16 protein-coding genes are annotated in these 19,677 nt (G+C 61.2%); 5 read left to right on the top strand and 11 right to left on the bottom strand.

The annotated features are described in order from the left end of the window. The first annotated feature begins 259 nt into the window (after positions 1-259). The 4 genes from DW943_RS08870 to DW943_RS08855 all read left to right on the top strand — a co-directional run bounded on the left by DW943_RS08870 (position 260) and on the right by DW943_RS08855 (position 4,557). Entirely contained in the window at positions 260-997 is a 738-nt protein-coding gene (locus DW943_RS08870; RefSeq protein WP_117862802.1) for a DUF4428 domain-containing protein, read from the top strand. 24 nt (positions 998-1,021) lie between these two features. Next, positions 1,022-2,344, top strand: coding sequence for a hypothetical protein (locus tag DW943_RS08865; RefSeq protein ID WP_117862801.1), 1,323 nt, complete (start codon positions 1,022-1,024; stop codon positions 2,342-2,344). 48 nt (positions 2,345-2,392) lie between these two features. Further along, the gene (locus tag DW943_RS08860; RefSeq protein ID WP_089573532.1) at positions 2,393-3,634 is read left to right on the top strand and encodes an SPFH domain-containing protein; all 1,242 of its coding nucleotides are present in this window, start codon (positions 2,393-2,395) and stop codon (positions 3,632-3,634) included. Between the two features lie 80 nt (positions 3,635-3,714). Beyond that, positions 3,715-4,557, top strand: coding sequence for a hypothetical protein (locus DW943_RS08855; protein WP_117862800.1), 843 nt, complete (start codon positions 3,715-3,717; stop codon positions 4,555-4,557). Between the two features lie 191 nt (positions 4,558-4,748). Here DW943_RS08855 and DW943_RS08850 read toward each other — a convergent pair whose 3' ends face one another. From DW943_RS08850 to DW943_RS08835, 4 genes are all read right to left on the bottom strand, one after another. Continuing rightward, positions 4,749-5,363: a response regulator transcription factor gene (locus DW943_RS08850; protein ID WP_117862799.1), complete on the bottom strand. Its 615-nt coding sequence runs from the start codon at positions 5,361-5,363 to the stop codon at positions 4,749-4,751. Next, the gene (locus DW943_RS08845; RefSeq protein ID WP_117862798.1) at positions 5,360-6,853 is read right to left on the bottom strand and encodes a sensor histidine kinase; all 1,494 of its coding nucleotides are present in this window, start codon (positions 6,851-6,853) and stop codon (positions 5,360-5,362) included. Before DW943_RS08845 ends, DW943_RS08850 begins: the two co-directional genes overlap by 4 nt. A gap of 2 nt (positions 6,854-6,855) precedes the next feature. Further along, positions 6,856-8,655: a histidine kinase N-terminal 7TM domain-containing protein gene (locus DW943_RS08840; RefSeq protein ID WP_158566146.1), complete on the bottom strand. Its 1,800-nt coding sequence runs from the start codon at positions 8,653-8,655 to the stop codon at positions 6,856-6,858. A gap of 300 nt (positions 8,656-8,955) precedes the next feature. Beyond that, complete coding sequence (locus DW943_RS08835; protein WP_117862796.1) at positions 8,956-10,386, bottom strand: 6-phospho-beta-glucosidase; 1,431 nt, start codon at positions 10,384-10,386, stop codon at positions 8,956-8,958. 334 nt (positions 10,387-10,720) lie between these two features. On the opposite strand from DW943_RS08835, the gene DW943_RS08830 reads away from it, so the two are divergent. Continuing rightward, entirely contained in the window at positions 10,721-11,827 is a 1,107-nt protein-coding gene (locus DW943_RS08830) for an ATP-binding protein (protein WP_117862795.1), read from the top strand. Positions 11,828-11,942: 115 nt separating this feature from the next. Here DW943_RS08830 and DW943_RS08825 read toward each other — a convergent pair whose 3' ends face one another. From DW943_RS08825 to DW943_RS08795, 7 genes are all read right to left on the bottom strand, one after another. Then, positions 11,943-12,587: a DUF4867 family protein gene (locus DW943_RS08825; protein ID WP_117862794.1), complete on the bottom strand. Its 645-nt coding sequence runs from the start codon at positions 12,585-12,587 to the stop codon at positions 11,943-11,945. A gap of 136 nt (positions 12,588-12,723) precedes the next feature. Next, complete coding sequence (locus DW943_RS08820; protein WP_117862793.1) at positions 12,724-13,212, bottom strand: S-ribosylhomocysteine lyase; 489 nt, start codon at positions 13,210-13,212, stop codon at positions 12,724-12,726. 154 nt (positions 13,213-13,366) lie between these two features. Then, positions 13,367-14,857 carry a glycerol kinase GlpK gene (locus DW943_RS08815; RefSeq protein WP_117862792.1) on the bottom strand — a complete coding sequence of 497 codons (1,491 nt, stop codon included), beginning with the start codon at positions 14,855-14,857 and terminating at the stop codon, positions 13,367-13,369. A 174-nt stretch (positions 14,858-15,031) separates the two neighbouring features. Beyond that, complete coding sequence (locus DW943_RS08810; RefSeq protein ID WP_117862791.1) at positions 15,032-15,970, bottom strand: transketolase family protein; 939 nt, start codon at positions 15,968-15,970, stop codon at positions 15,032-15,034. Beyond that, positions 15,963-16,799, bottom strand: coding sequence for a transketolase (locus DW943_RS08805; protein ID WP_199572866.1), 837 nt, complete (start codon positions 16,797-16,799; stop codon positions 15,963-15,965). Before DW943_RS08805 ends, DW943_RS08810 begins: the two co-directional genes overlap by 8 nt. 2 nt (positions 16,800-16,801) lie before the next feature. Then, on the bottom strand, positions 16,802-18,202 hold the full coding sequence (locus DW943_RS08800) for an L-fucose/L-arabinose isomerase family protein (RefSeq protein WP_117862790.1): 1,401 nt from the start codon (positions 18,200-18,202) through the stop codon (positions 16,802-16,804). A gap of 257 nt (positions 18,203-18,459) precedes the next feature. Then, entirely contained in the window at positions 18,460-19,470 is a 1,011-nt protein-coding gene (locus DW943_RS08795; RefSeq protein WP_117862789.1) for a LacI family DNA-binding transcriptional regulator, read from the bottom strand. Between the last annotated feature and the right edge of the window lie 207 nt (positions 19,471-19,677).

Raw genomic sequence — 19,677 nt, 5'->3', positions numbered from 1 at the left:
AACGAGAGTGGACAATCTCCCACTTTGAGCCCACAAGCAGGCCAAAAATGGGAGATTATCCACTCTCGTTCTGCGAGCACTCATTGGGGACGTACTTAAATGAGTAGTTTCACTCATTTAAGTACGTCCCCAATGAGTAGGAAAAATGGGCCATGTGTCCCAGTTGTGGAGACTCGTTGAGCCGTCTGGGTATCGTGAAAGGCTGCGCACTCCCCCATCATCAAAAGTGACACACGCTACCAGTTGATGGGAGGCAGCCATGGGCTTCTTTGACAAGATGTTCGAGAAGAAAGAGTGCGCGATTTGCGGTACCGAGCTGGGACTTCTAGGTAAGACAAAAATCAATGAAGGCTACCTGTGCAAAGAGTGCGCCGGCAAGCTCTCCCCCTACTTTCACGGCTATCGCTCCAGCACCGCGGACGATATCCGCGAGCAGCTCGCCTACCGCGAGGCCAACGCCGAGCGTCTGGCGTCGTTCAACCCCACGCACACGCTTTCTGCCGGGCGCACCAATATTATGCTCGATGAGGACGCGGGCCTGCTGATCATCACCTCGCAGAGCCGCTGGCGCGACGCCAATCCCGACATCATCGAGTTCTCGCAGGTACTCGGCTGCGATATGGATATCGACGAGCATCGCACCGAAATCTATCGCGAGACCAAGGACGGCGAGCGCGAGAGCTACAACCCGCCGCGCTACGACCTGGATTACGACTTTAATCTGACCATTCACGTCAACACGCCGTACTTTACCGAGATCAACCTGCGCGTAAACGACTCCACCATCGATCAGCGCGGCTCCATCGAATACCGCGAGGCCAAGCGCCAGGCAACCGAGGTCCGCGACGCGCTGGTGCAGCTGCGCCAGGAGACGCGCGACAGCGTCGTGGCCGCCAAGGCCCCCAAGACCGCGGTGACCTGCCCCTTCTGCGGAGCCACCACCATTCCCGATGCCAGTGGGCGCTGCGAATACTGCGGCGGCGCCATCGGCGCATAGCCTCCGGCACGGAAAGGACCGATCATGGCCTTCGAGAGCGTTAACTATCAGTGCCCTGCCTGCGGTGGTCCCCTGCATTTTGCCAGCGCCGAGCAAAAGCTTGTCTGCGACTACTGTGACTCACGCTTTGAAGTCGAAGAAGTCGAGGCCCTCTATCGCGAGCGCCAGGACAAGGCAGATGCCAAAGCCGATGCCGCAGCCGCAGCTCCCAAACCTGCTGCCGACGATGCCGTGCAGGAGCTCGCCCAAAACGCCGGTTACATCTGCTCGTCGTGCGGCGCCGAGCTCGTGTCCGACGGCACCGTCGCCGTCACCACCTGCCCGTACTGCGGCAACTCCGCCGTGGCGCCTGGCCAGCTCTCTGGCGACTTCTCGCCCGACCTGGTGATTCCATTTAAGCTCGGGCGCGACGACGTCACGGCCGCACTCAAGGAACACTACAAGGACAAAATCTTGCTGCCCAAGAGCTTTGTCACCGGCAACCACATCGACGAGGTCCAAGGTGTCTACGTGCCGTTTTGGCTCTACGGTGCCCGCGTTGACGGCGAAGTGTACTTTGACGCGACCAACGAGACCGTGACCGAGGAATCCGACCGCACCGTCACGACCACCGACCACTACGATGCCTATCGCAAGGGCAATATCTCGTTTAGGCGCGTGCCCGTCGACGGATCGTCCAAGATGCCCGACGGCCACATGGACGCCATCGAGCCGTTTGACTACGACGCGCTGCGTCCGTTCTCGGTCGCATATATGCCCGGCTACATCGCCAACCGTTACGACGAGGACTGCGAGACCTGCAAGGCGCGCGCCGAGCGCCGTATGGAAGAAAGCGCGATCTCGGCCCTGCGCGAGACTGTCGTCGACGAATACGACGATGCCACGGTCGAAAGCAAGCAGCTCGACTACACCTGGGAAGACAGCGACTACGCCCTGTTCCCCGTCTGGATGCTCTCCACCTCGTGGAACGGCAAGAGCTACCTGTTTGCCATGAACGGCCAGACCGGCCGCTTGGTCGGCGAGCTCCCCTGCTCCAAGCCCAAGCTCGCTATTGCCTCGGTGCTGTTCTTTGTGATCGGATTTGTCCTCTCCCAGATTCTCTTTATGGGTGAGAACGCCTTCGATCCGGATTACCTCGCCTTTGATATCGAGGGCATCCTCATCAACATCGTCGCGCCGCTGATCATCGTGATTATCGGAGACGTGCTACTGGTAGGCCAGCTCAAGACGGCCAACGAGGCAACCCACGCCGACGAGTACTGCGGCGAGCTCGACCTGACCGAGAAGCACGACACCTTCAGCCACACCGAGACCACCGTTGTCATGAAAGACGACAAGGACGACTAAGCAATCCAACCAATACCACCCGGCCTTTGACGAGAAAGGAAGATCACCATGGGACTCTTGAAGGCTGGATTGGGAGCTGCCGGCGGCGTCATGGCCGACCAGTGGAAGGAATTTATCTACTGCGAATCGATGCCTGCTGACGTCTTGGCCTGCAAGGGCAGCAAACGTACCGGTGGCCGCAGCTCCAACACGCGCGGCGAGGACAACGTCATCTCCAACGGCTCCGTCATCGCCGTCAACGACGGCCAGGGCATGCTCGTGGTGCAAAACGGCAAGATCATCGAAGTCGCGCTGGAGCCTGGTGAGTTCGTCTTCGATACCGGCAGCGAGCCGAGCGTCTTTAGCGGCAACCTGGGCGATTCCATCAAGGAGACCTTCGCCAATATCGGCAGCCGCTTTACCTTTGGCGGCGACGCGGGCAAGGACCAGCGTGTCTACTTCATCAACACCAAGGAGATCATCGGCAACAAGTACGGCACCGCCTCGCCCGTGCCCTTCCGCGTGGTCGATAACAACATTGGCCTGGACGTTGACATCTCCGTGCGCTGCAACGGCGAGTACTCGTACCGCATCACCAACCCGCTGCTGTTCTACACCAACGTGTGCGGCAACGTGACCGATAGCTACACGCGCGACAAGATCGACAGCCAGCTTAAGTCCGAGCTGCTCACCGCCCTGCAGCCCGCCTTTGCCAAGATCTCGGAAATGGGCATCCGCTACAGCGCCATCCCCGGCCACACCACCGAGCTCGCCCGCGCGCTCAACGAGGTCCTCTCTGCCGACTGGCGTGACCTGCGCGGCGTCGAGATCGTGAGCTTTGGCGTCAACTCCATCGCTGCCTCGCAAGAGGACGAGCAGATGATCAAGGACCTGCAGAAAGCCGCCGTCATGCGCGATCCCACTATGGCGGCAGCCAACATTGCCAGCGCCCAGAGCGACGCAATGCGCGCGGCAGCCGCCAATCCCAACGGCGCGATGGCAGGCTTTATGGGCATGGGCATGGCAGGTGGCATGGGCGGCATGAACGCCAGCCAGCTGTTCGCCGCCGGCCAGGCACAGCAGCAGGCCGCCCCGCAGCCGGCTCCGGCACCCGCTCCCGCACCGGCTCCTGCCGCTGCCCCCGCGGCCGGCACATGGACCTGCAGCTGCGGCGCCACCAACACCGGCAAGTTCTGCTCCGAGTGCGGCAGTCCCGCACCCGCCCCGGCACCGGCCAAGTGGTTCTGCCCCAACTGCGGCAGCGAAAACGGCGGCAAGTTCTGCAGCAACTGCGGAACGCCCAGGCCCTAGCCCCTCTATCTGGTAATTGGCGGGGGATCCGCCACCCCCGCATTTGCTTCTATGGGTTTCGTTCGATAAAGGAGGACACCATGAAGACAACGTTCAAAAAGTCCGTACTCGCATTTCTGACATGCGTCCTTGCGCTCGCCTTTGCCCTGACGGGCTGCAGCGGCGGCGGCAAAGACCCCAAGGCCAACTTCGTCGGCAGCTGGGAACTCTCGGGTGGAACCCTGGAGGGCGAAGAACTGACCGATGAGTACATGAAGATGCTCGAGGATTGGGGTGTGCACTGCGTCCTGATTCTCGATGAGGACGGTACAGGTGCCCTCGACCTGTTCCTTGAAGTCGTCGACCTTAAATGGGAGGCAAAGGACGCCACCACCGTAACCATCACCGCCGAAGACGAGTCGCATGACATGAAGCTCAAGGACGGCAAGTTCATCCTCGAAGAGGATGACGGCAATCTTGTCTTTACCAAGTCCGACAAGGACCTGTCCGGCACGGTGAAGAAGGATCGCGAGGCGGCCGAGAAGGAAGAAGAGATCGACGAGGCCGTCGAAGACGACGACGTCCAGAAGATTGAAATCTCCCCCGCCGTCACCGTTGCCGATGACGACCTGTGCACCATCACCATCACCGAGAAGTTCAAGGACGAGTGGGACGACATCGGTTTTGTCGTCAACATCACCAACAAGAGCGACAAGGACCTGACCTTCTACGCCCCCAGCGGCAAGACCAACGTCAACGGCACCATGAAGGAACCCTGGTTCTCGGCTCACCTGATGCCCGGCACCAACGCCACCGAGGAATTCACGTTCTCGAGCGGCGAGCTTGACAGCCTTGACGACCTGGTCAACACGACCATCGGCATCGACGCCTACCTGACCGATTCCTACGAGGACGTCGCCTCCTACAGCGCAACCATCGCGTAGCGGCACGTAACATCAGCCGCGGATTGGCGGACACATCCGCGCACACCAGACGGGGCCGCAGGAGATGATCCTGCGGCCCCGTCGCTTTATGCCGACAGCACTGCCCATACAAGCAGGCCGCCCGCCGTTTTTAGATGCGAAACGGTGGGCGGCCTATCCTTGCGGTGCCGGAACACGGGTGAGCGCGTCGATTACGGGCGCTCCATGTTGGGAACGATGCTACCCTCGGTCACCGCATGCACGGCCAGGCGCATGATGTTGTCGTAGCCGGTCTTGCTCAGGATCTCCGAGATGCGGCGTTTGATGGTGCCCTCGCTCATAAACAGCTCGGCCGCAATCTCGCGACGACTTTTGCCCTCGCAGGCAAGGCGCAAAATCGATAGCTCGACATCGTCGAGGGCTGCCGTGCCCGAAAAAATGCTCTCGGGCGGCTTGGGAAACGTGCAGTAGCCAGCCAACGTGGAGCGCATCACGGCGAACAGCTCGTCGATACCGACGTTCTTGTACACAAAGCTATCGACGCCCGCCTCGCGGGCCTGATCGACAAAGGTGATCTCGGGCATGCCTGTCATGATAATGACGCGACACTCGGGCAGTTGTTCTTTGATGCGCGCCGCCGCCACGATGCCGTTGGAATCGTGTTCGGTGCACACATCCATCAGTATCATGTCCGGACGCTCCTTAAGCACAACGTCCAAGGCGTCGGCGATCGCGGCGACAACGGTCATGTCGGGCTGGTCGCCCACGGAACGCGCGAGGCTCTCGCGCAAGATAGCCTGGTCTTCGACGATTAACGCGCGGATCATGAGTTTCTCCTTTGGGACGTGTCGTTGGCGTTAAGCGGAATGGATACCGTAAGCGTAAAGGGCGGGGTGGCGTGGACCTCTAGGCTGCCACCCAGATCTTGCGCGACATGCCTCATACCTGGGATACCCGTTCCCTCGCGATACGATACGGGGGCCGGAGACCCGTCGTTAGAAATCGTCATGTGCGCGACGGCGTCAGCATCCGTCCCCTCCTGCCACAAGCGCACATGGACCCGATGCGCCTGCGCATGCTTGGTGGCATTGGTCGAGGCCTCGCGGATAATCTGCAAAAAGACGGCGGCGACACGCGCGTCCTCAGGCAGCGCGCCCTCCACATCGATCTGCACGCTCACCAGGCCAAAGGCATGGACGATATCGCCCAGTTGCTCTGCCGGTTCGGTGTCGCCCCCGCTGCGCAGATCGGCAGCGATTGAGCGCAGCAGCGGGTCGATCTGCTCGAGTGACTCGTCATCCAGGCGCCCCTCCTCCAAATAGCGATGGAGGATGGACAGGCGCTGGCCGATCACATCGTGCACGCGGGAACGCATGCGCAGGTAGGCCGCATTGTCGGCAACCTTTTTGACTTCTTCGATCTGGGCCTGGAGCTCTTGGCCCGCAAGCTCAAGCAGGTGGTTGACCTGCGCCAGGCGGTCATGCGCATGCGCATACTCTGTCACGTCCAGACCGATTATGCGCTCGAACGAACGGCCCGAGACCATAACGCCATCGCACACAAACAGGCGAATCTCGGCGGGAGAAACCTCGACCACCGCACGCGCCTCACCAAAGCGGTCCAGGTTGATCCGCACGCGGTTCTTACCGCCTTCGGGCATTTGCATGCTGAGCTTGCGCAGGTCGTTCCATGTACCGCTCATATCGCCTAGGTCGGTGGGCATATGAAGCTCCACCAGGTTTTTGCGCATGCAGCGGTTCATAAGCAGCGGACGGCCCTTCGGATCCAGATACAGGATGCCCACAGGAATCACGTTGATGGTTTCGATTGTCGAGAACGCCGTGATGTCTTCCTGGCGATTGCGAACGTCCAGTAGGAGCGCCGCGATGGAGCGGAAGAGGAAGAATGCCGCCTCCGCGATAACAACCGCAGTCCACGCCGAGCCCATGGCACGAACCGCCGGCGGCGTCACGGCGGCAACAAGCAGCAGCTCGATCAGCATGACAGGGCGACGATAGCGCACCATCAGAGCGACGCCATAGGCAAAGATCGCGGCGTTGAGCCACAGCACCCCGCCCATTCCCTCGGCACAAACGTAGAGCGGCGCCACCAGGTACGAGGCACTCGATCCAAACAAGATAACGGCCGAGATCATCAAGTGGAGCACCAGGCTCGCCTCGTAGGCGCAGATCACCTTGCGGTTATAGGACGAGCGACGCGATGCGATGAGCGGAACGTGAATCGTCTGCAGACATGCTGCGAGGGCAAAGACGACATCGAGCGCGACAATCTGAGGCGGGATGAGCGGAATCTGCATGGTCACTCACCTGCCCGGGGCATCAAGACGATCATGCGCAGCTGACCGAGCTCGCCCTCAAGACGATATGCCACGTTTCGTCCCCGCAGCGCGAGCTCGAGCTCGTGGGCGGCGGGTGTCTGCGAAAGATCGCCCTCGTCGTTGGAGAAGAGCGTGGCGCGCAACTCGACACTGCACGAGTCATGGTCGCTCAGGTGATACATGAGCGCCGGATGATCGGTGGTGTAGGCAAAAAATGCAAAGTCGTACACGCAGTCGTACAGCGCGCTTACCGCGCTGGCGTGCATGGGGCGGCGTATGGCGATAATCGAAGCGCAATCGACATCGATGGTGCGCAGATCGCTTGCGAGCTCATTGGCAATCAGCTGGATACGGTCGCGGTCAAAGCCGCTCTCCCCATGCTGCGCCAGCGTGAGCGAGCCCTTGCGCTTGCAATAGGCGACGAGCATTTTGGCGCACTGCAGCATGCGGTAACGCTCATGCGAGGACGCCTCATCGGTAAGCGGAGGCAGCGAGCTCAGCAGGCCGTACAGCTCATCGAGCGCACGGGCAAGTGCCCGGTCCACATCTTGAACGAGCAAGGCCTCGGCCTCCTGGCCTGCCAAGTGCGCCTTGAGGTCGTAGTCGGCCGCGAGCAGTTCGTTTTGACGCTGCAGCTCCATACGCCGATGCGCCAACTCGCGATTGAGCTCGTTGAGTTCCGAGACGTCCTGGGCAAGGAGAGCCGATCCGCCCAGCAGCGGAAAGGCTCGATACATCACATCGGGGGCAGACGCCACGGTAAAGGCGTGGGCGCGTCCGTGCTCCTGAGCGCGAAGCTCCTCGCGCACGCCCGGCGGCGTCGGTCCCGACATGGGCGTGGCATATGCCACCTGCAAGTCGCGCGTCAGGATCTTGAGGTCGAGCGGCAGGGTATCGAAGATGCCGGCGATATCGTGATACGACGGGATGACACCGCAATCGAGGCAGATCTCGAGCGTCACCACGCACAGCACGCAATAGACCAGCGAAAAGTTGAGTTTCCACGCCCAAGGCACGCGCATGGCATATGAAACGGCAAAGAACGCGCCGCCCAGCAACACGAGTGCCGCCGTGCCCGAAAAACGCTGGATTCTATAAGACGAGGACCGTCCCACCAGGGCAAAAAAGGCGACAAAGTTAAAGGCCGTCCACGCCAGATAGACAAAGTAGCCCCAACCATACGTGTATTCGTTGCTCCAGGTTTCGCTTGCGCGGTCGAAGTGGAATACCTGTCGGTGCACATCGTTGGTGAGCACAAACGCGACAAGCAGGGCGGCCGTAATCCACAAGGCCGCGCGGTAGCGGCGGCCCGCGCGATGCTGCTCCACGCCCGCGAGACGCATGCCGCACAGCTGATAGAGCAACGGGATGAGCGTCATGGGCACATAGTAGAGGTACCAAAGCAGCGTGGCATAGTGCGGCGTGAATGATTTGTACTTAAAGATGACCTCAATCATCCACAGGGTGCAGATGGTAGCGATGGCAACAAGACGGCGGCGCAACACATAGTCCAAACAGCGCAGGTACGTGAGAACGCCCCAGATCGAAAACGTAACCGCGGCGACAAGCAGCGGAAAGCAGCTCGAATGGGCAAGCTCGTCCACGACCTCTTCGGACACCTCGACATAGGCAGGCACGGTATTGGAAAGCTTGGGGTCGGAGGCAAACAGCGCCGGCAAGACTGCCAAAAGGATAAGGAACAGCGCGGCGATGGCGCCGGCGATCGCGAAGACGCGGTGGCGGTATACACGATGCGATATGCCCACAAGGAATCGCGGCATGGCGAAGAGCCTGCCGCCCCTGGGATCCGCCACGGGTGCGGATCGGGCGGCCGCATGGCCGATATGTCGCTCGCGGGTACCCATAGTGCTTTTAGTGTACCGACAGATAGGCCCAAAAATCGGGCCACATGTCCCAAAATTCGCAGACGGTGAGGCGTGTAAAGAATGCCCCCGGCGACCAGTCGTTTAAGAACGTCCAATGACTACCTATTCTGCTTTTCACTTCTTTTAATAAAGCGCCCGGCGGGCATAGCTGCTCGCCGGGCGATTTGGTTAGGAAGCCATTGCTGTTGGGAGACCCTAGGCCAGATCTTCGCCGTTCGTCTCGATGACGCGCTTGTACCAGTCAAAGCTCTTCTTCTTGGAGCGCTTGAGGGTGCCGTTGCCCGCGTCGTCGCGGTCGACGTAGATAAAGCCGTAGCGCTTGGACATTTCGCCCGTACCGGCAGAGACGAGGTCGATCGGGCCCCAGGTGGTGTAGCCCAGCAGGTCAACGCCGTCCTCGGTCACCGCATCGCGCATCGCGGCGATATGCTGGCGCAGGTAGTCGATACGGTAGTCGTCGTTGATGGAGCCATCCTCCTCGACAACATCCTTGGCGCCCAGACCGTTCTCGACCACAAACAGCGGCTTCTGATAGCGGTCGTACAGGTCGTTGAGGGTGATGCGGAAGCCCAGCGGATCGATGGCCCAGCCCCACTGGCTCTCCTGCAGGTAGGGGTTCTTGGCGCCGGCGAAGGCGTTGCCCTGGGTGCGCTCGACATCGGGGTTATCGGCACCGGCGGAGCAACGGGTGCTGTAATAGCTAAAGCTGATGAAGTCGACGGTGTTGGCGGCCAGGATCTCGCGGTCCTCGTCCGTCATGCCCACATCGATGCCCAGACGTTCGAGCTTCTTGACGGCATAGGCCGGGTAGTAGCCGCGGCTCTGAACGTCGACGAAGAAATAGTTGCTCTGGTTGTCAATCTGCGCCTGGCGCACATCGCCCGGACGGCAGCTGTAGGGGTAGTAGCTACCTGCGGCAAGCATGCAACCGATCTTGACCTCAGGGTCGATCTCGTGGGCGATCTTGGTTGCCCAAGCGCTGGCGACGAGCTCGTTGTGGGCGGCCAGGTACTCGACGGCCTCCTTGTTCTCGCCCTCCTCAAAGACCAGACCGGCACCCATAAACGGCAGGTGCAGAATCATGTTGATCTCGTTGAAGGTGAGCCAGTACTTCACCAGGCCCTTGTAGCGGGTGAAGATCGTGGTCGCGAGGTTCTTGTAGAAGTCGATGAGCTTGCGGTTGCGCCAGCCGCCGTACTCCTTGATGAGGTGGATCGGGCAGTCGAAGTGGGTGATGGTCACGAGCGGCTCGATGCCATGCGCCTGGCACTCGCGGAACACATCCTCGTAGAAAGCCAGGCCGGCCTCGTTGGGCTCGGTCTCGTCGCCGTTGGGGAAGATGCGGGTCCAGGCCAGGCTCATGCGGAAGGTCTTAAAGCCCATCTCGGCAAAGAGGGCGATGTCCTCCTTGTAGTGGTGGTAAAAATCGATGCCGGTCTGCGCGGGGTAGTAATAGCCGTCCTCGAAGTCGAGCATCTTGCGCTGGCCGGAGACCACCGCAAAACGGTCCGGGCCGTGCGGCGCCACGTCCACGTTGGCCAGGCCGCGGCCGTCCACGTCGTACGCGCCCTCGCACTGGTTGGCAGCCGTCGCGCCGCCCCACAGGAAGTCTTTACGGAAAGCCATGCATCAATCCTTTCGCACGCTGTTTATCATAGGCTCAGTATCCCTGCTAACAGCGCATCGCTCAACGCCAACGGCACAGCTCGACACTTCTTTTCGCACGCAGGCGCCCGACAGCCACCCACCTCTGACACTTTTTGATACCCGCCGGCCCAAACCACCACAAAGGGGACAGGCACCTTTGTGGTGGTTTTTGTGGTGGTTTGAAGCAAGGACTCTAGTCCACGGTGATGTCGAGGTTCTTGCCGGTGAGCCCTACGTAGGCGCCCTCGGGTGGCAGGCCATTTGACCGAATAGGAAAAAAAGGAAAAAATAAGAAAAAAAGGAAAGGAGACCCATGGTTGAAAACATCTTCTCCCCCTCATTTGGAAATCGCCCATCCTATCTCGTCGGGCGTGGAAAGGTAATTTCGACATTCATATCTGGCCTCGAGCAGGAGCCGGGCAATCGCGACCGAGCCATGCTCATGCTTGGCCAGCGAGGCAGTGGTAAGACAGTTCTTCTGTGGGAGCTTGCCGACCGTGCACGCAAGCTTGGCTTTGTTGTCGCCACGCCTACCGTAGCCTCCGAGGATATGCTCGAGCGCATTGTCGAGAAAATCCAAGACGCAGGCGAGCCTTATGTCAACAAACGCTGCCTTCCCAAGCTCACGGGCGGCAGCCTCAGTGTTTTCGGATTCTCGGCAGGCCTCGAGTTCACGCGAGACGTGCAGGAGACCAAGAGCTTTCAGTTCAAACTCACACAGCTTGCGCGCAAACTGACCGAGCAGGGACATGGCATACTCATCCTCATCGACGAGCTCCAGGCAAATTCACCCGAGATTAGACAGCTCGTCACCGCCTATCAAGAGCTAGTCGGCGAACGGCTCAACGTCGCGCTCGTCATGGCGGGCCTTCCGGGAGCCGTCTGCGCAACGCTCAATGACCGCGTGCTGACATTTCTCAACCGCGCTCGCAAGGTCACGTTAGATCCGCTTTCAGTCGGAGATGTCGATGCCTATTATCAGCGTGCTTTCGACGAGCTCGGCCTCGATATTCCAAGCGACCTTCGCCTCCATGCCGCTCGCGCAACCCAAGGTTCGCCCTATATGCTGCAACTCATCGGCTACAACATCGCCAACCGCTGCAAGGCCGGAGAACGCGCAGCGCAAGAGCAAATCGACGGAGCCATCGAGGCATCGAAAGTCGATTTCGAAAACGACGTTTGCGAGACGACGCTTGCCGCGCTATCAGACCAAGACGTCGCGTTTCTCGCCGCAATGACTGACGACGGTGGCACTGCGTCGCGCATTTCTGATGTCGCGGAGCGTATGTCGGTCACACCCGACTATGCGCAAAAGTATCGCCGGCGCCTCATTGACGCCGGCGTTATCGAGCAAGCGCGCCGCGGTTACGTGCGCTTCGCCGTCCCATATATGGCTGATTACCTGCGCAGCCAGCTCTAGGCAACCACCACAAAGGGGACAGGCACCTTTGTGGTGGTTTGGACGGATTTGTCTTGATCTGTAACAGGTAGAGACGATTTAGCCCGCCAGGTGTTACAGATTAAGACAAAAGCCCCTAGTCCACGGTGATGTCGAGGTTCTTGCCGATGAGGCCTACGTAGCCGCCCTCGGCAGCCTTGGGGCTATCGGCGTGGCAGAGAACCCATTTGTCGGCCTTCCAGTAGCAGTAGCTGTCGCCGGCGGCGGGCATGTCGGCCGCAGCCTCGGGGCGCGGGCCATTGGTGCCCGCCGGCAGCGCCACCATCACCTGGAAGCCGCCTTCGTCAACCATGCACGGCGTGTAGTGGAGCGTCGTGGCGTAAACCTCGACGAGTGTGCCGGCGGGCGCGCGAAAGGCCTTGACCTGAGCGGTGTCGAGCTTGCCGTCGACAATCTGCTCGCGCTTGGCCAGCAGCAGGATAAAGTCGCGAGCGCCCAGATTGAACTCGCTGGCGCGGTGATACTCCAGGCAGTTGAGGCGCGTGTTGTGGCCGTTGCACCAGCCCAGCTGGAACGGGCGGCCGCCGTACATGAGCAGGCCAAGCGTGTCGGCACCCTCGACCTGCTCGAGCTCGGGTGCGTAGGCCACGTACTTGCTGCCCCCGGGGACGGGCGTGGCGGAGAGCGCTTCGACGAGCGGAGCGGTCAGGCTGGACGGCACGTCGTCCCACACGCGGCCATAGGGTTTAAACTCGGGATCGGAAACAGAGTAGATATGCATGTTCGCTCCTGTTCGTTTATGTGACAGTATGAACATTCTAGAACAATTTCGTTCTGTTTTGAGCGCTCGGTAAGAAAAAGCGCCCCCGCGAAGAGCGGAGACGCTTCTGATGCAAACGCTATGCCTGCGAGCAGCTTTATGCCTGTTGATAGTGCAGATGCTTCTCGTCGATATCGGCCAGGTCGCGGTCGAGATAGCGACGCGCGAGCCAATTTGCCATGGGGAGGTTCTGATCCAGGTAGTTGCCGCACTCCTCGGGAGCGGCACCGGGGACATCGCCCTCAAAGCCCGCGACAAACTCGAACAGCTCGCGCACGAGCGGCAAGATTCCCTCGCTCGTCAGCTCACCAAAAACAACCAGGTAAAAGCCCGTGCGGCAGCCCATGGGACCAAAGTAGACAATGCGGCTCGACCACTCGGCATGATTGCGAAGGAACGTCGCGCCCAGGTGCTCGATGGTGTGGCACTCGGCCGTGTTCATGACCGGCTCTTTGTTGGGCGTGGTCAAGCGCAGGTCAAACGTGGTGACGGCGGCGCCGGTCGCCGGATCGCGGTCGATGCGGCTCACATACACGCCGGGCTCAAGCAGCAGATGGTCAACGGAAAAACTCGCGATGCGCTCCATGGCAGATCCTCTCGGTAGTCAATTTGGGACGGGGCTCTTTTAGCTGGTCACAACAATCGTCACCAATAATAGCAGTCAAAAAAGCCCCGTCCCAAATGAGCTACGCGGGACGAGGACCGAATGATTATTTAATCCCCGTCCCAGAAAAATCATTCTAGGCGGTGTACGCGATTGTAGATTTCACGGCATGGCGCCAGCCGGCGATTTTTTTGGCTCGCTCGTCGGCAGGCATGGCAGGCTCCACGATGCCACGGGCGCCGTAGACGTCGACGACATCGCGCGTGTACATGCCCAGCGCAATGCCGCAGGCCCAGGCCGCACCCAGGCCGCTCATCTCGTCGTTGCTCGCGATGCGGATGGGCGAGCCAACCAAGTCGCTCTCAAACTGCATCAGGTACGCGTCGCGCGTGGGACCGCCGTCAACACGAAGCTCGGCCAGCGCCGCGCCCGAATCCTCGACCATCGCATCGATGACGTCGAAAATCTGATAGGCGATCGACTCGTCGGCGGCCTTTACGAACTCCGCACGGCCCGTGGTGCGCGTCATGCCAAAGACGCAGCCCTCGGCATCGCTCGCCCAGTGCGGCGCGCCCAGGCCAGTGAACGCCGGCACAAAGTAGACGCGGCTCGCCGGATTGGCGGCGTAGCACAGGTCGGTGACTTCCTCGGGATTGTTGATGAGCTCCAGGTCGTCGCGTAGCCATGTCTTGACGGCGCCGGCGTAGCTCACGTTGCCCTCGAGCACGTACTCGGTCACGCCGTCCATACGCCACGCAAGCGAGCTCGAAAGCCCGTGTGAGCTGGCAACGAACTCGTCGCCAACGTTCATCATGACCGAACTGCCGGTACCGTAGGTCGCCTTGGCCATGCCGCGGCTATGGCAGCCCTGGGCAAACAAGGCCGCATGGCTGTCGCCCAGCACGCCGTGCACCGGCACGGGCGCCGGCAAAAAGCCGCCCAGGTCCGTTGTGCCGAACAGGCCGTCGGAATCGGTCACCTGCGGCAGGCAGGCTGCGTCGACGCCAAAGGCCTCGCATACCGGCTCGCTCCAGCAGCCACGGCGCAGGTCAAAGAGCTGCGTGCGGCTGGCGTTAGACCAGTCGCAGCGGAACTCCGCGCCGCCCGTGAGCGTCCAGACCACCCAGGCGTCGATAGTGCCCAGACACAGCTCGCCTGCCGCCGCGGCCTCGGCAGCCGCGGGAACGTTCGCGAGGATCCAGGCCATCTTGCCCGCCGGATAGTAGGGCGAGAGTACCAGACCCGTCGTGTCGCGCACCAGCTCGGCCACACCCTCGCGCGCGGCCAGCTCGTCGCACAGCTCGCGGGCGCGGGCGCACTGCCACACCACGGCATCGCACAGCGGCTCGCCCGTCGCGCGGCTCCAGGCAACGGTGGTCTCGCGCTGGTTGGAGATGCCGATGCCGGCAATGTCGGCCGGATCGACCCCGGTCTCCTCCACCACGGCACGCGCCACGGCCAGCACGTTGGCGGCGACCTCGGCCGGATCATGGCTCACCCAGCCGGCCTCGTTGACAATCTGGCGATGCGAGCGGTCGGCACGATGGATCAGATGGCCGCCCTCGTCCACCAGCAGCGCCTTCGTGCCCTGCGTGGATTGATCGATTCCGATGATGTATTTGCTCATGTACTCTCCTGTCTCCCCCGTCGATTCAAAAACTAAAACCCGACGGACAAGGAGCGAGCGGCCGTCAAGTGCCGAAGATTGCCGTGAAAGAGGGGCGCCGCGTACTCTGTGTACGCAAGCGACGGTTTGAACGGCAAGGTGCGGTGCTTGGCGGCCGCGCAGCGTCTGTTTCTACTAGTTGCCGAGGAACTCGGCGACCGTCTTGGCGATTCCCTCGCCCGTCAGGCCGTAGTGCGCGAAGACCTCGGGGCTCGTACCGGTGATGACCGGCGCATCGGGCAGGCTCAGGCACTTGACCGGACGCGGGCAGTGCTCACCTACGACCTGCGCGACCATGGAACCCAGGCCGCCAAAGGGGCTGTGCTCCTCGACGGTCACGACGGCGCGCGTGGCGCCGGCGGCCTCGATCACGGCCTCGGCGTCGAGCGGCTTTACGCAGTACATGTCGAGCACCGTTGCCGAGATGCCCTGCTCGGCCAGCAGATCGGCGGCGTCCACGGCATGGCGGACCATCTCACCGGTGGCGACGAGCGTCACATCGGTGCCGCGACGCACCCAGGTGGCACGGTCCATCTGGAACGGGCACTCGCCGGCGGCGTACACGTCCTCGACCGGGTTGCGGCCCACGCGGATGTAGGCCGGCTTGTTGTCGGCAATCAGGGCGCGCACGAGCTCGGCGGTCTGGAAGCGATCGCTCGGCAGATACACGCGCATGTTGGGAATCGCGCTCATGGCGGCGATATCCTGCGCGGAGTGATGGCTCATGCCCAAGGCGCCGTAGGAAACGCCGCCCGAAATGCCGATGAGCTTGACGTTGGTATTGGAGTACGAAACATCGACCTTGCACTGCTCATACGAGCGCGTGGTCACAAAGGACGCCGGCGAGGCGGCCCAGGCCTTCTTGCCGCACGAAGCCATGCCGGCGGCGATGCTCACCAGGTCCTGCTCGGCGATGCCGACCTCGACGGACTGCTGGGGATACTGATCGAAGAACGGCGTGAGCGATGCGGAGCCGCGGGAGTCGGAGCACAGGACGACGATGTCCTTATCGGTCTTGGCGGCCTCGAGCAGCGTGTCGCAGATAACCTTGCGGTTGGCGATCTTGTTAGCCATTGATGGCCTCCTTATGGGCAGCGAAATCGGCGATGATCTGGGCATATTCCTCGTCGTTGGGCAGGTGATGATGCCAGCCGGCCTTGTCCTCCATAACGGGCGAGCCATAGCCCTTCACCGTGTTGAGGATGATGACCGTAGGCTTTCCCTTAGTCTCGGCCGCAAGCGTCAGCGCGGCGTCGATGGCCTGGACGTCGTTGCCCGGAATGGAGAGCACGTTCCAACCGAAGGCGGCCCAGCGCTCCTCCTGCGAGTCCTGCTTCATGACGTCCTCGGTGCTGCCGCTAATCTGCAGGCGGTTGCGATCCACGAGCGCGCACAGGTTATCGAGCTGGTAGTTGCCGCCGCTCATGGCGCCCTCCCAGACCGAGCCCTCGGCAAGCTCGCCGTCGCCCATGATGGTGTAGACGCGGTAGTCGCGACCGTCCATCTTGCCGGCAAGCGCCATGCCCACGGCCACGGGCAGGCCATGGCCCAGCGAGCCCGAGTTCATCTCGATGCCCTTGAGCTTGTTGTTGGGGTGGCCGATGTAGGGGCTGCCGAACTTAGAGAAGCGGGCCTTGACGTCGTCGAGGTCCAGATAGCCCTCGTGGCAGAGCACCGCATAGTAGGCCTCCATGGCGTGGCCCTTGGAGAGTACAAAGCGATCGCGGTCGGGATCGTCGACGGTCTCGGGCGAAATGTTGAGGTGGTTGGCATAGAGGGTCATGAGGGCGTCGATCACCGACATGTCGCCGCCGATGTGGCCGCCGGCGCCAGCCATGATGATGTCGACGCAATCGCGGCGAAGGTCCCAACGCAGGGACTCAAGCTCTTCGATAGTTGCCATTTCTACTCTCCTCGCAGGTAAGCTTTGACGTCTTCTTCAATCGGGTCGTATAAGTCGGGGGCAATGCCGATGTACTTGCATGCCTCGTAGAGCACCGGCACCACGTTGGCGTGAATGGCGACGCAGTGGTGGATGTAGGGACCCTCGACGATCTTGGCCTCGAGGCGCTTGAGGTTTTCGACCTCGACCCACAGGTAGGTGCCCATGCCGGCCGGGCCGTCGATGCCGCGGCCGTTGCCCAGCAGCAGCGAGTACTCGCCGTTGTCGCCGTCAAAGCGAGCAAGGGTGAGGTCACCGTGCTTGGCCTCGGCTGTCAGCGCGCCGGGGCGATCGAATGCCAGCGGGTAGGTGAGCTTGGGCTTGACGGCCGCACAGCTGCAGGGCCAGGGGCCACAGTGCTGCAGCAGCTCGCCGTTCTCGTTATCGGGATGACGCACGGTCCAGTCGGCAAACATGCCGCGGTGACGGCCCAGGTCGGCGGCCTCGACCATCAGCGCGGTGATGGCGCCATGGATATCGGTCTCGCACACGACGGGGATACCCATCTCGTTGAGGATAGCGTTGGCGGCGCAGGGCATAATGCCCAGCTCGTCCTGCAGGGCGTTCCAGCACTGGATGGCACCGGCGTTGCAGCCGTACTTCTCGACCAGGCGCTTCATGGCGATGGCGAGTCCTGCGACCGCGGGAACCTTATCCTCGGGGATGCAGATCTCAAAGCTGTCACCAATGTGGGCGAGCATGGCTGCCATGGCCTGCTCGTCAGCCTGGGCGTCGCGCACGGCCTGGACAAGCTCGGTCATGGGAATGGGCGAAAGCTGGATGTTGAACTTCTCGAGCAGCTCGCCCTCGTTGCACATGGTCGACCAGAAATCGAACGGACGGGTGGCCATCTGCAGGATGCGGGTGTGCTTGAAGGTCTTGACCACGTTGCACACGGCCAAAAAGTCCCAAACACCACGCTCGAACTCGGGGTCGGTCAGGCGGCAGTTGGTCATGTAGGTGAAGGGGACCTGGAAGCGGCGCAGGACCTTGCCGGTGGCGAATAGGCCGCACTGGCTATCGCGCAGGCGGGTGCCGTCGGGCTCGGGGCGCTCGTCGCGCGGGCCCCACAGCAGCACAGGCAGGCCGAGCTCGCGGGCAAGGCGGGCGCAAACGTACTCAGTGCCAAAGTTGGCGTGGCACAGCATGATGCCGTCGACGCCCTCGGCGCGGAATTTCTTGACGATGGGCTCGATATGGCTGTCGTCGAACAGCAGGCCCTCGTCGTTGATGTCGTCGATATCCACGATGTCGACGCCGATCTCGCGCAGTCGATCAGCCGTCAGGCCGCGATACTTGATCGCGTCCGGCGCGCTAAAAATACTGCGGCGCGTGGGCACAAAACCGAGCTTGATCTTATCCATGTACGTCCTCCCCTAGTCACATGTTCAGTAAACAGATGCGTGTTTCGTTTTGTTCTGTTTACTAAATGTTTTACTCTCGTGTTTAGTAGTTTAGCGCCAAATACCCGTAAACGGTAGAGAAATCAGCCTAAACGGTATGTAAACGGACTGAACATATAAGGGCAACAAAAAGAGGGCCCCGAAGGACCCTCTTTTGAATAGCGCTATGTTTACTGCCCTAGCGAGCTTTGGCACGCTGCAGGCGATGCCGTTTCCGCCTAGATTTCGCGCACGCTCTGGCGCTCGACAAAATAGGTCGACACAGCCGTTTTGCAGGTATAGCTCTTGGGATTGCGGATGTTGCCCACCAGGCGGCGCACCGCGATCTCACCCACCTCGTGCTTGGGAACATGCACCGTGGTGAGCGGCGGGTTGGAAAAAGCGCCCAGAGATAGGTCGTCAAAGCCGATGATCGAGACATCCTCGGGCACGCGAATGCCGTGCTCGTTGAGCGCGCGCATGGCACCCACGGCGAGCACGTCGTTCTCGGCAAAGAAAGCCGTCGGCAGATCTTCGTGCGAGGTGTTGTCGAGCCACGCGCCCATATCGCGATAAGCACCCTCAAGCGTGGTGCCCAGCGTGACACGCCATGCCGGGTTGGCCTCGAGGTCCGCATCCTCAAGCGCTTGACGATAGCCGCGCTCGCGATCCTTAAAGTTGCGGATGCGAAGGTCGCCAGCCAGATAGCCGATTTGCTTGTGACCCTTCTCGATAAGGTAGTCCACGGCACGCAGCACCGAATCGGTATTGGCAATGACCACGGCATCGAAGTACTGGCGGTCGCTCCAGCCATCGAGCACAATCAGGTGGGCGGCAGCGTTGGCAAACAGGGCGTAGTCTTCCTCGCCCAGTTCGGTACCCATCAGCACGATGGCGGCAGACGGGTCGGCGATCAGGCCCTCGACCTGCGGACGCACGGCGTCCAGGTCGCTAAAGTCGAGCGAGACAAAGCTCGTGCTCATGCCGTGGCGACGCGCCTGGCGCTCCACGCCCTCGATGACCGCGGGGTGGAAGGTGCTCTCGTCCAGGATGGCGCCCGTCTTGCGCGCGAGCACAAACTGGATGCTCTCGAGCTGCGTCGACTGCTGATAGCCGAGCGACTGCGCACACTCCAAGATGACCTTGGCGGTCTCCTCACTCACGCTGCGCTTGCGGTTGAGCGCGTTGGACACGGTCGCAGGCGAAAAACCGGTGATGCGGCTGATCTCGCGAACACTTGCTTTGGCCATTGTTCCCCCTAGCAACGGTCGTGGCGGAGCATCGCAGCTCGATGGCTCGGCAACTAAACGACCGCAAATTCAATCTAAACAGAGTAGTAAATGTTTATGAGTTAGTTTAGCCTGTTGTCAAGCGATGTGGCACGACTATTCCCCCAACGGGCACATTTGCTCGGTAGCCTTGATTATCGACTTTATCCGAACACCTCCCACATTCAT

The sequence above is a fragment of the Collinsella sp. AM44-11 genome (assembly GCF_003467145.1).
GTDB lineage: Bacteria > Actinomycetota > Coriobacteriia > Coriobacteriales > Coriobacteriaceae > Collinsella.
The sequence above is the reverse complement of the archived record's forward strand: the minus strand, read 5'-3'. Positions and strand labels throughout refer to the sequence as shown.

Bases quoted from the DNA above. Each gene is read 5' to 3' on its own strand.
- DW943_RS08870 (WP_117862802.1), top strand. From the start codon at position 260: ATGGGCTTCTTTGACAAGATGTTCGAGAAGAAAGAGTGCGCGATTTGC.
- DW943_RS08865 (WP_117862801.1), top strand. From the start codon at position 1,022: ATGGCCTTCGAGAGCGTTAACTATCAGTGCCCTGCCTGCGGTGGTCCC.
- DW943_RS08860 (WP_089573532.1), top strand. From the start codon at position 2,393: ATGGGACTCTTGAAGGCTGGATTGGGAGCTGCCGGCGGCGTCATGGCC.
- DW943_RS08855 (WP_117862800.1), top strand. From the start codon at position 3,715: ATGAAGACAACGTTCAAAAAGTCCGTACTCGCATTTCTGACATGCGTC.
- DW943_RS08850 (WP_117862799.1), bottom strand. From the start codon at position 5,363: ATGATCCGCGCGTTAATCGTCGAAGACCAGGCTATCTTGCGCGAGAGC.
- DW943_RS08845 (WP_117862798.1), bottom strand. From the start codon at position 6,853: ATGCAGATTCCGCTCATCCCGCCTCAGATTGTCGCGCTCGATGTCGTC.
- DW943_RS08840 (WP_158566146.1), bottom strand. From the start codon at position 8,655: ATGCCGCGATTCCTTGTGGGCATATCGCATCGTGTATACCGCCACCGC.
- DW943_RS08835 (WP_117862796.1), bottom strand. From the start codon at position 10,386: ATGGCTTTCCGTAAAGACTTCCTGTGGGGCGGCGCGACGGCTGCCAAC.
- DW943_RS08830 (WP_117862795.1), top strand. From the start codon at position 10,721: ATGGTTGAAAACATCTTCTCCCCCTCATTTGGAAATCGCCCATCCTAT.
- DW943_RS08825 (WP_117862794.1), bottom strand. From the start codon at position 12,587: ATGCATATCTACTCTGTTTCCGATCCCGAGTTTAAACCCTATGGCCGC.
- DW943_RS08820 (WP_117862793.1), bottom strand. From the start codon at position 13,212: ATGGAGCGCATCGCGAGTTTTTCCGTTGACCATCTGCTGCTTGAGCCC.
- DW943_RS08815 (WP_117862792.1), bottom strand. From the start codon at position 14,857: ATGAGCAAATACATCATCGGAATCGATCAATCCACGCAGGGCACGAAG.
- DW943_RS08810 (WP_117862791.1), bottom strand. From the start codon at position 15,970: ATGGCTAACAAGATCGCCAACCGCAAGGTTATCTGCGACACGCTGCTC.
- DW943_RS08805 (WP_199572866.1), bottom strand. From the start codon at position 16,799: ATGGCAACTATCGAAGAGCTTGAGTCCCTGCGTTGGGACCTTCGCCGC.
- DW943_RS08800 (WP_117862790.1), bottom strand. From the start codon at position 18,202: ATGGATAAGATCAAGCTCGGTTTTGTGCCCACGCGCCGCAGTATTTTT.
- DW943_RS08795 (WP_117862789.1), bottom strand. From the start codon at position 19,470: ATGGCCAAAGCAAGTGTTCGCGAGATCAGCCGCATCACCGGTTTTTCG.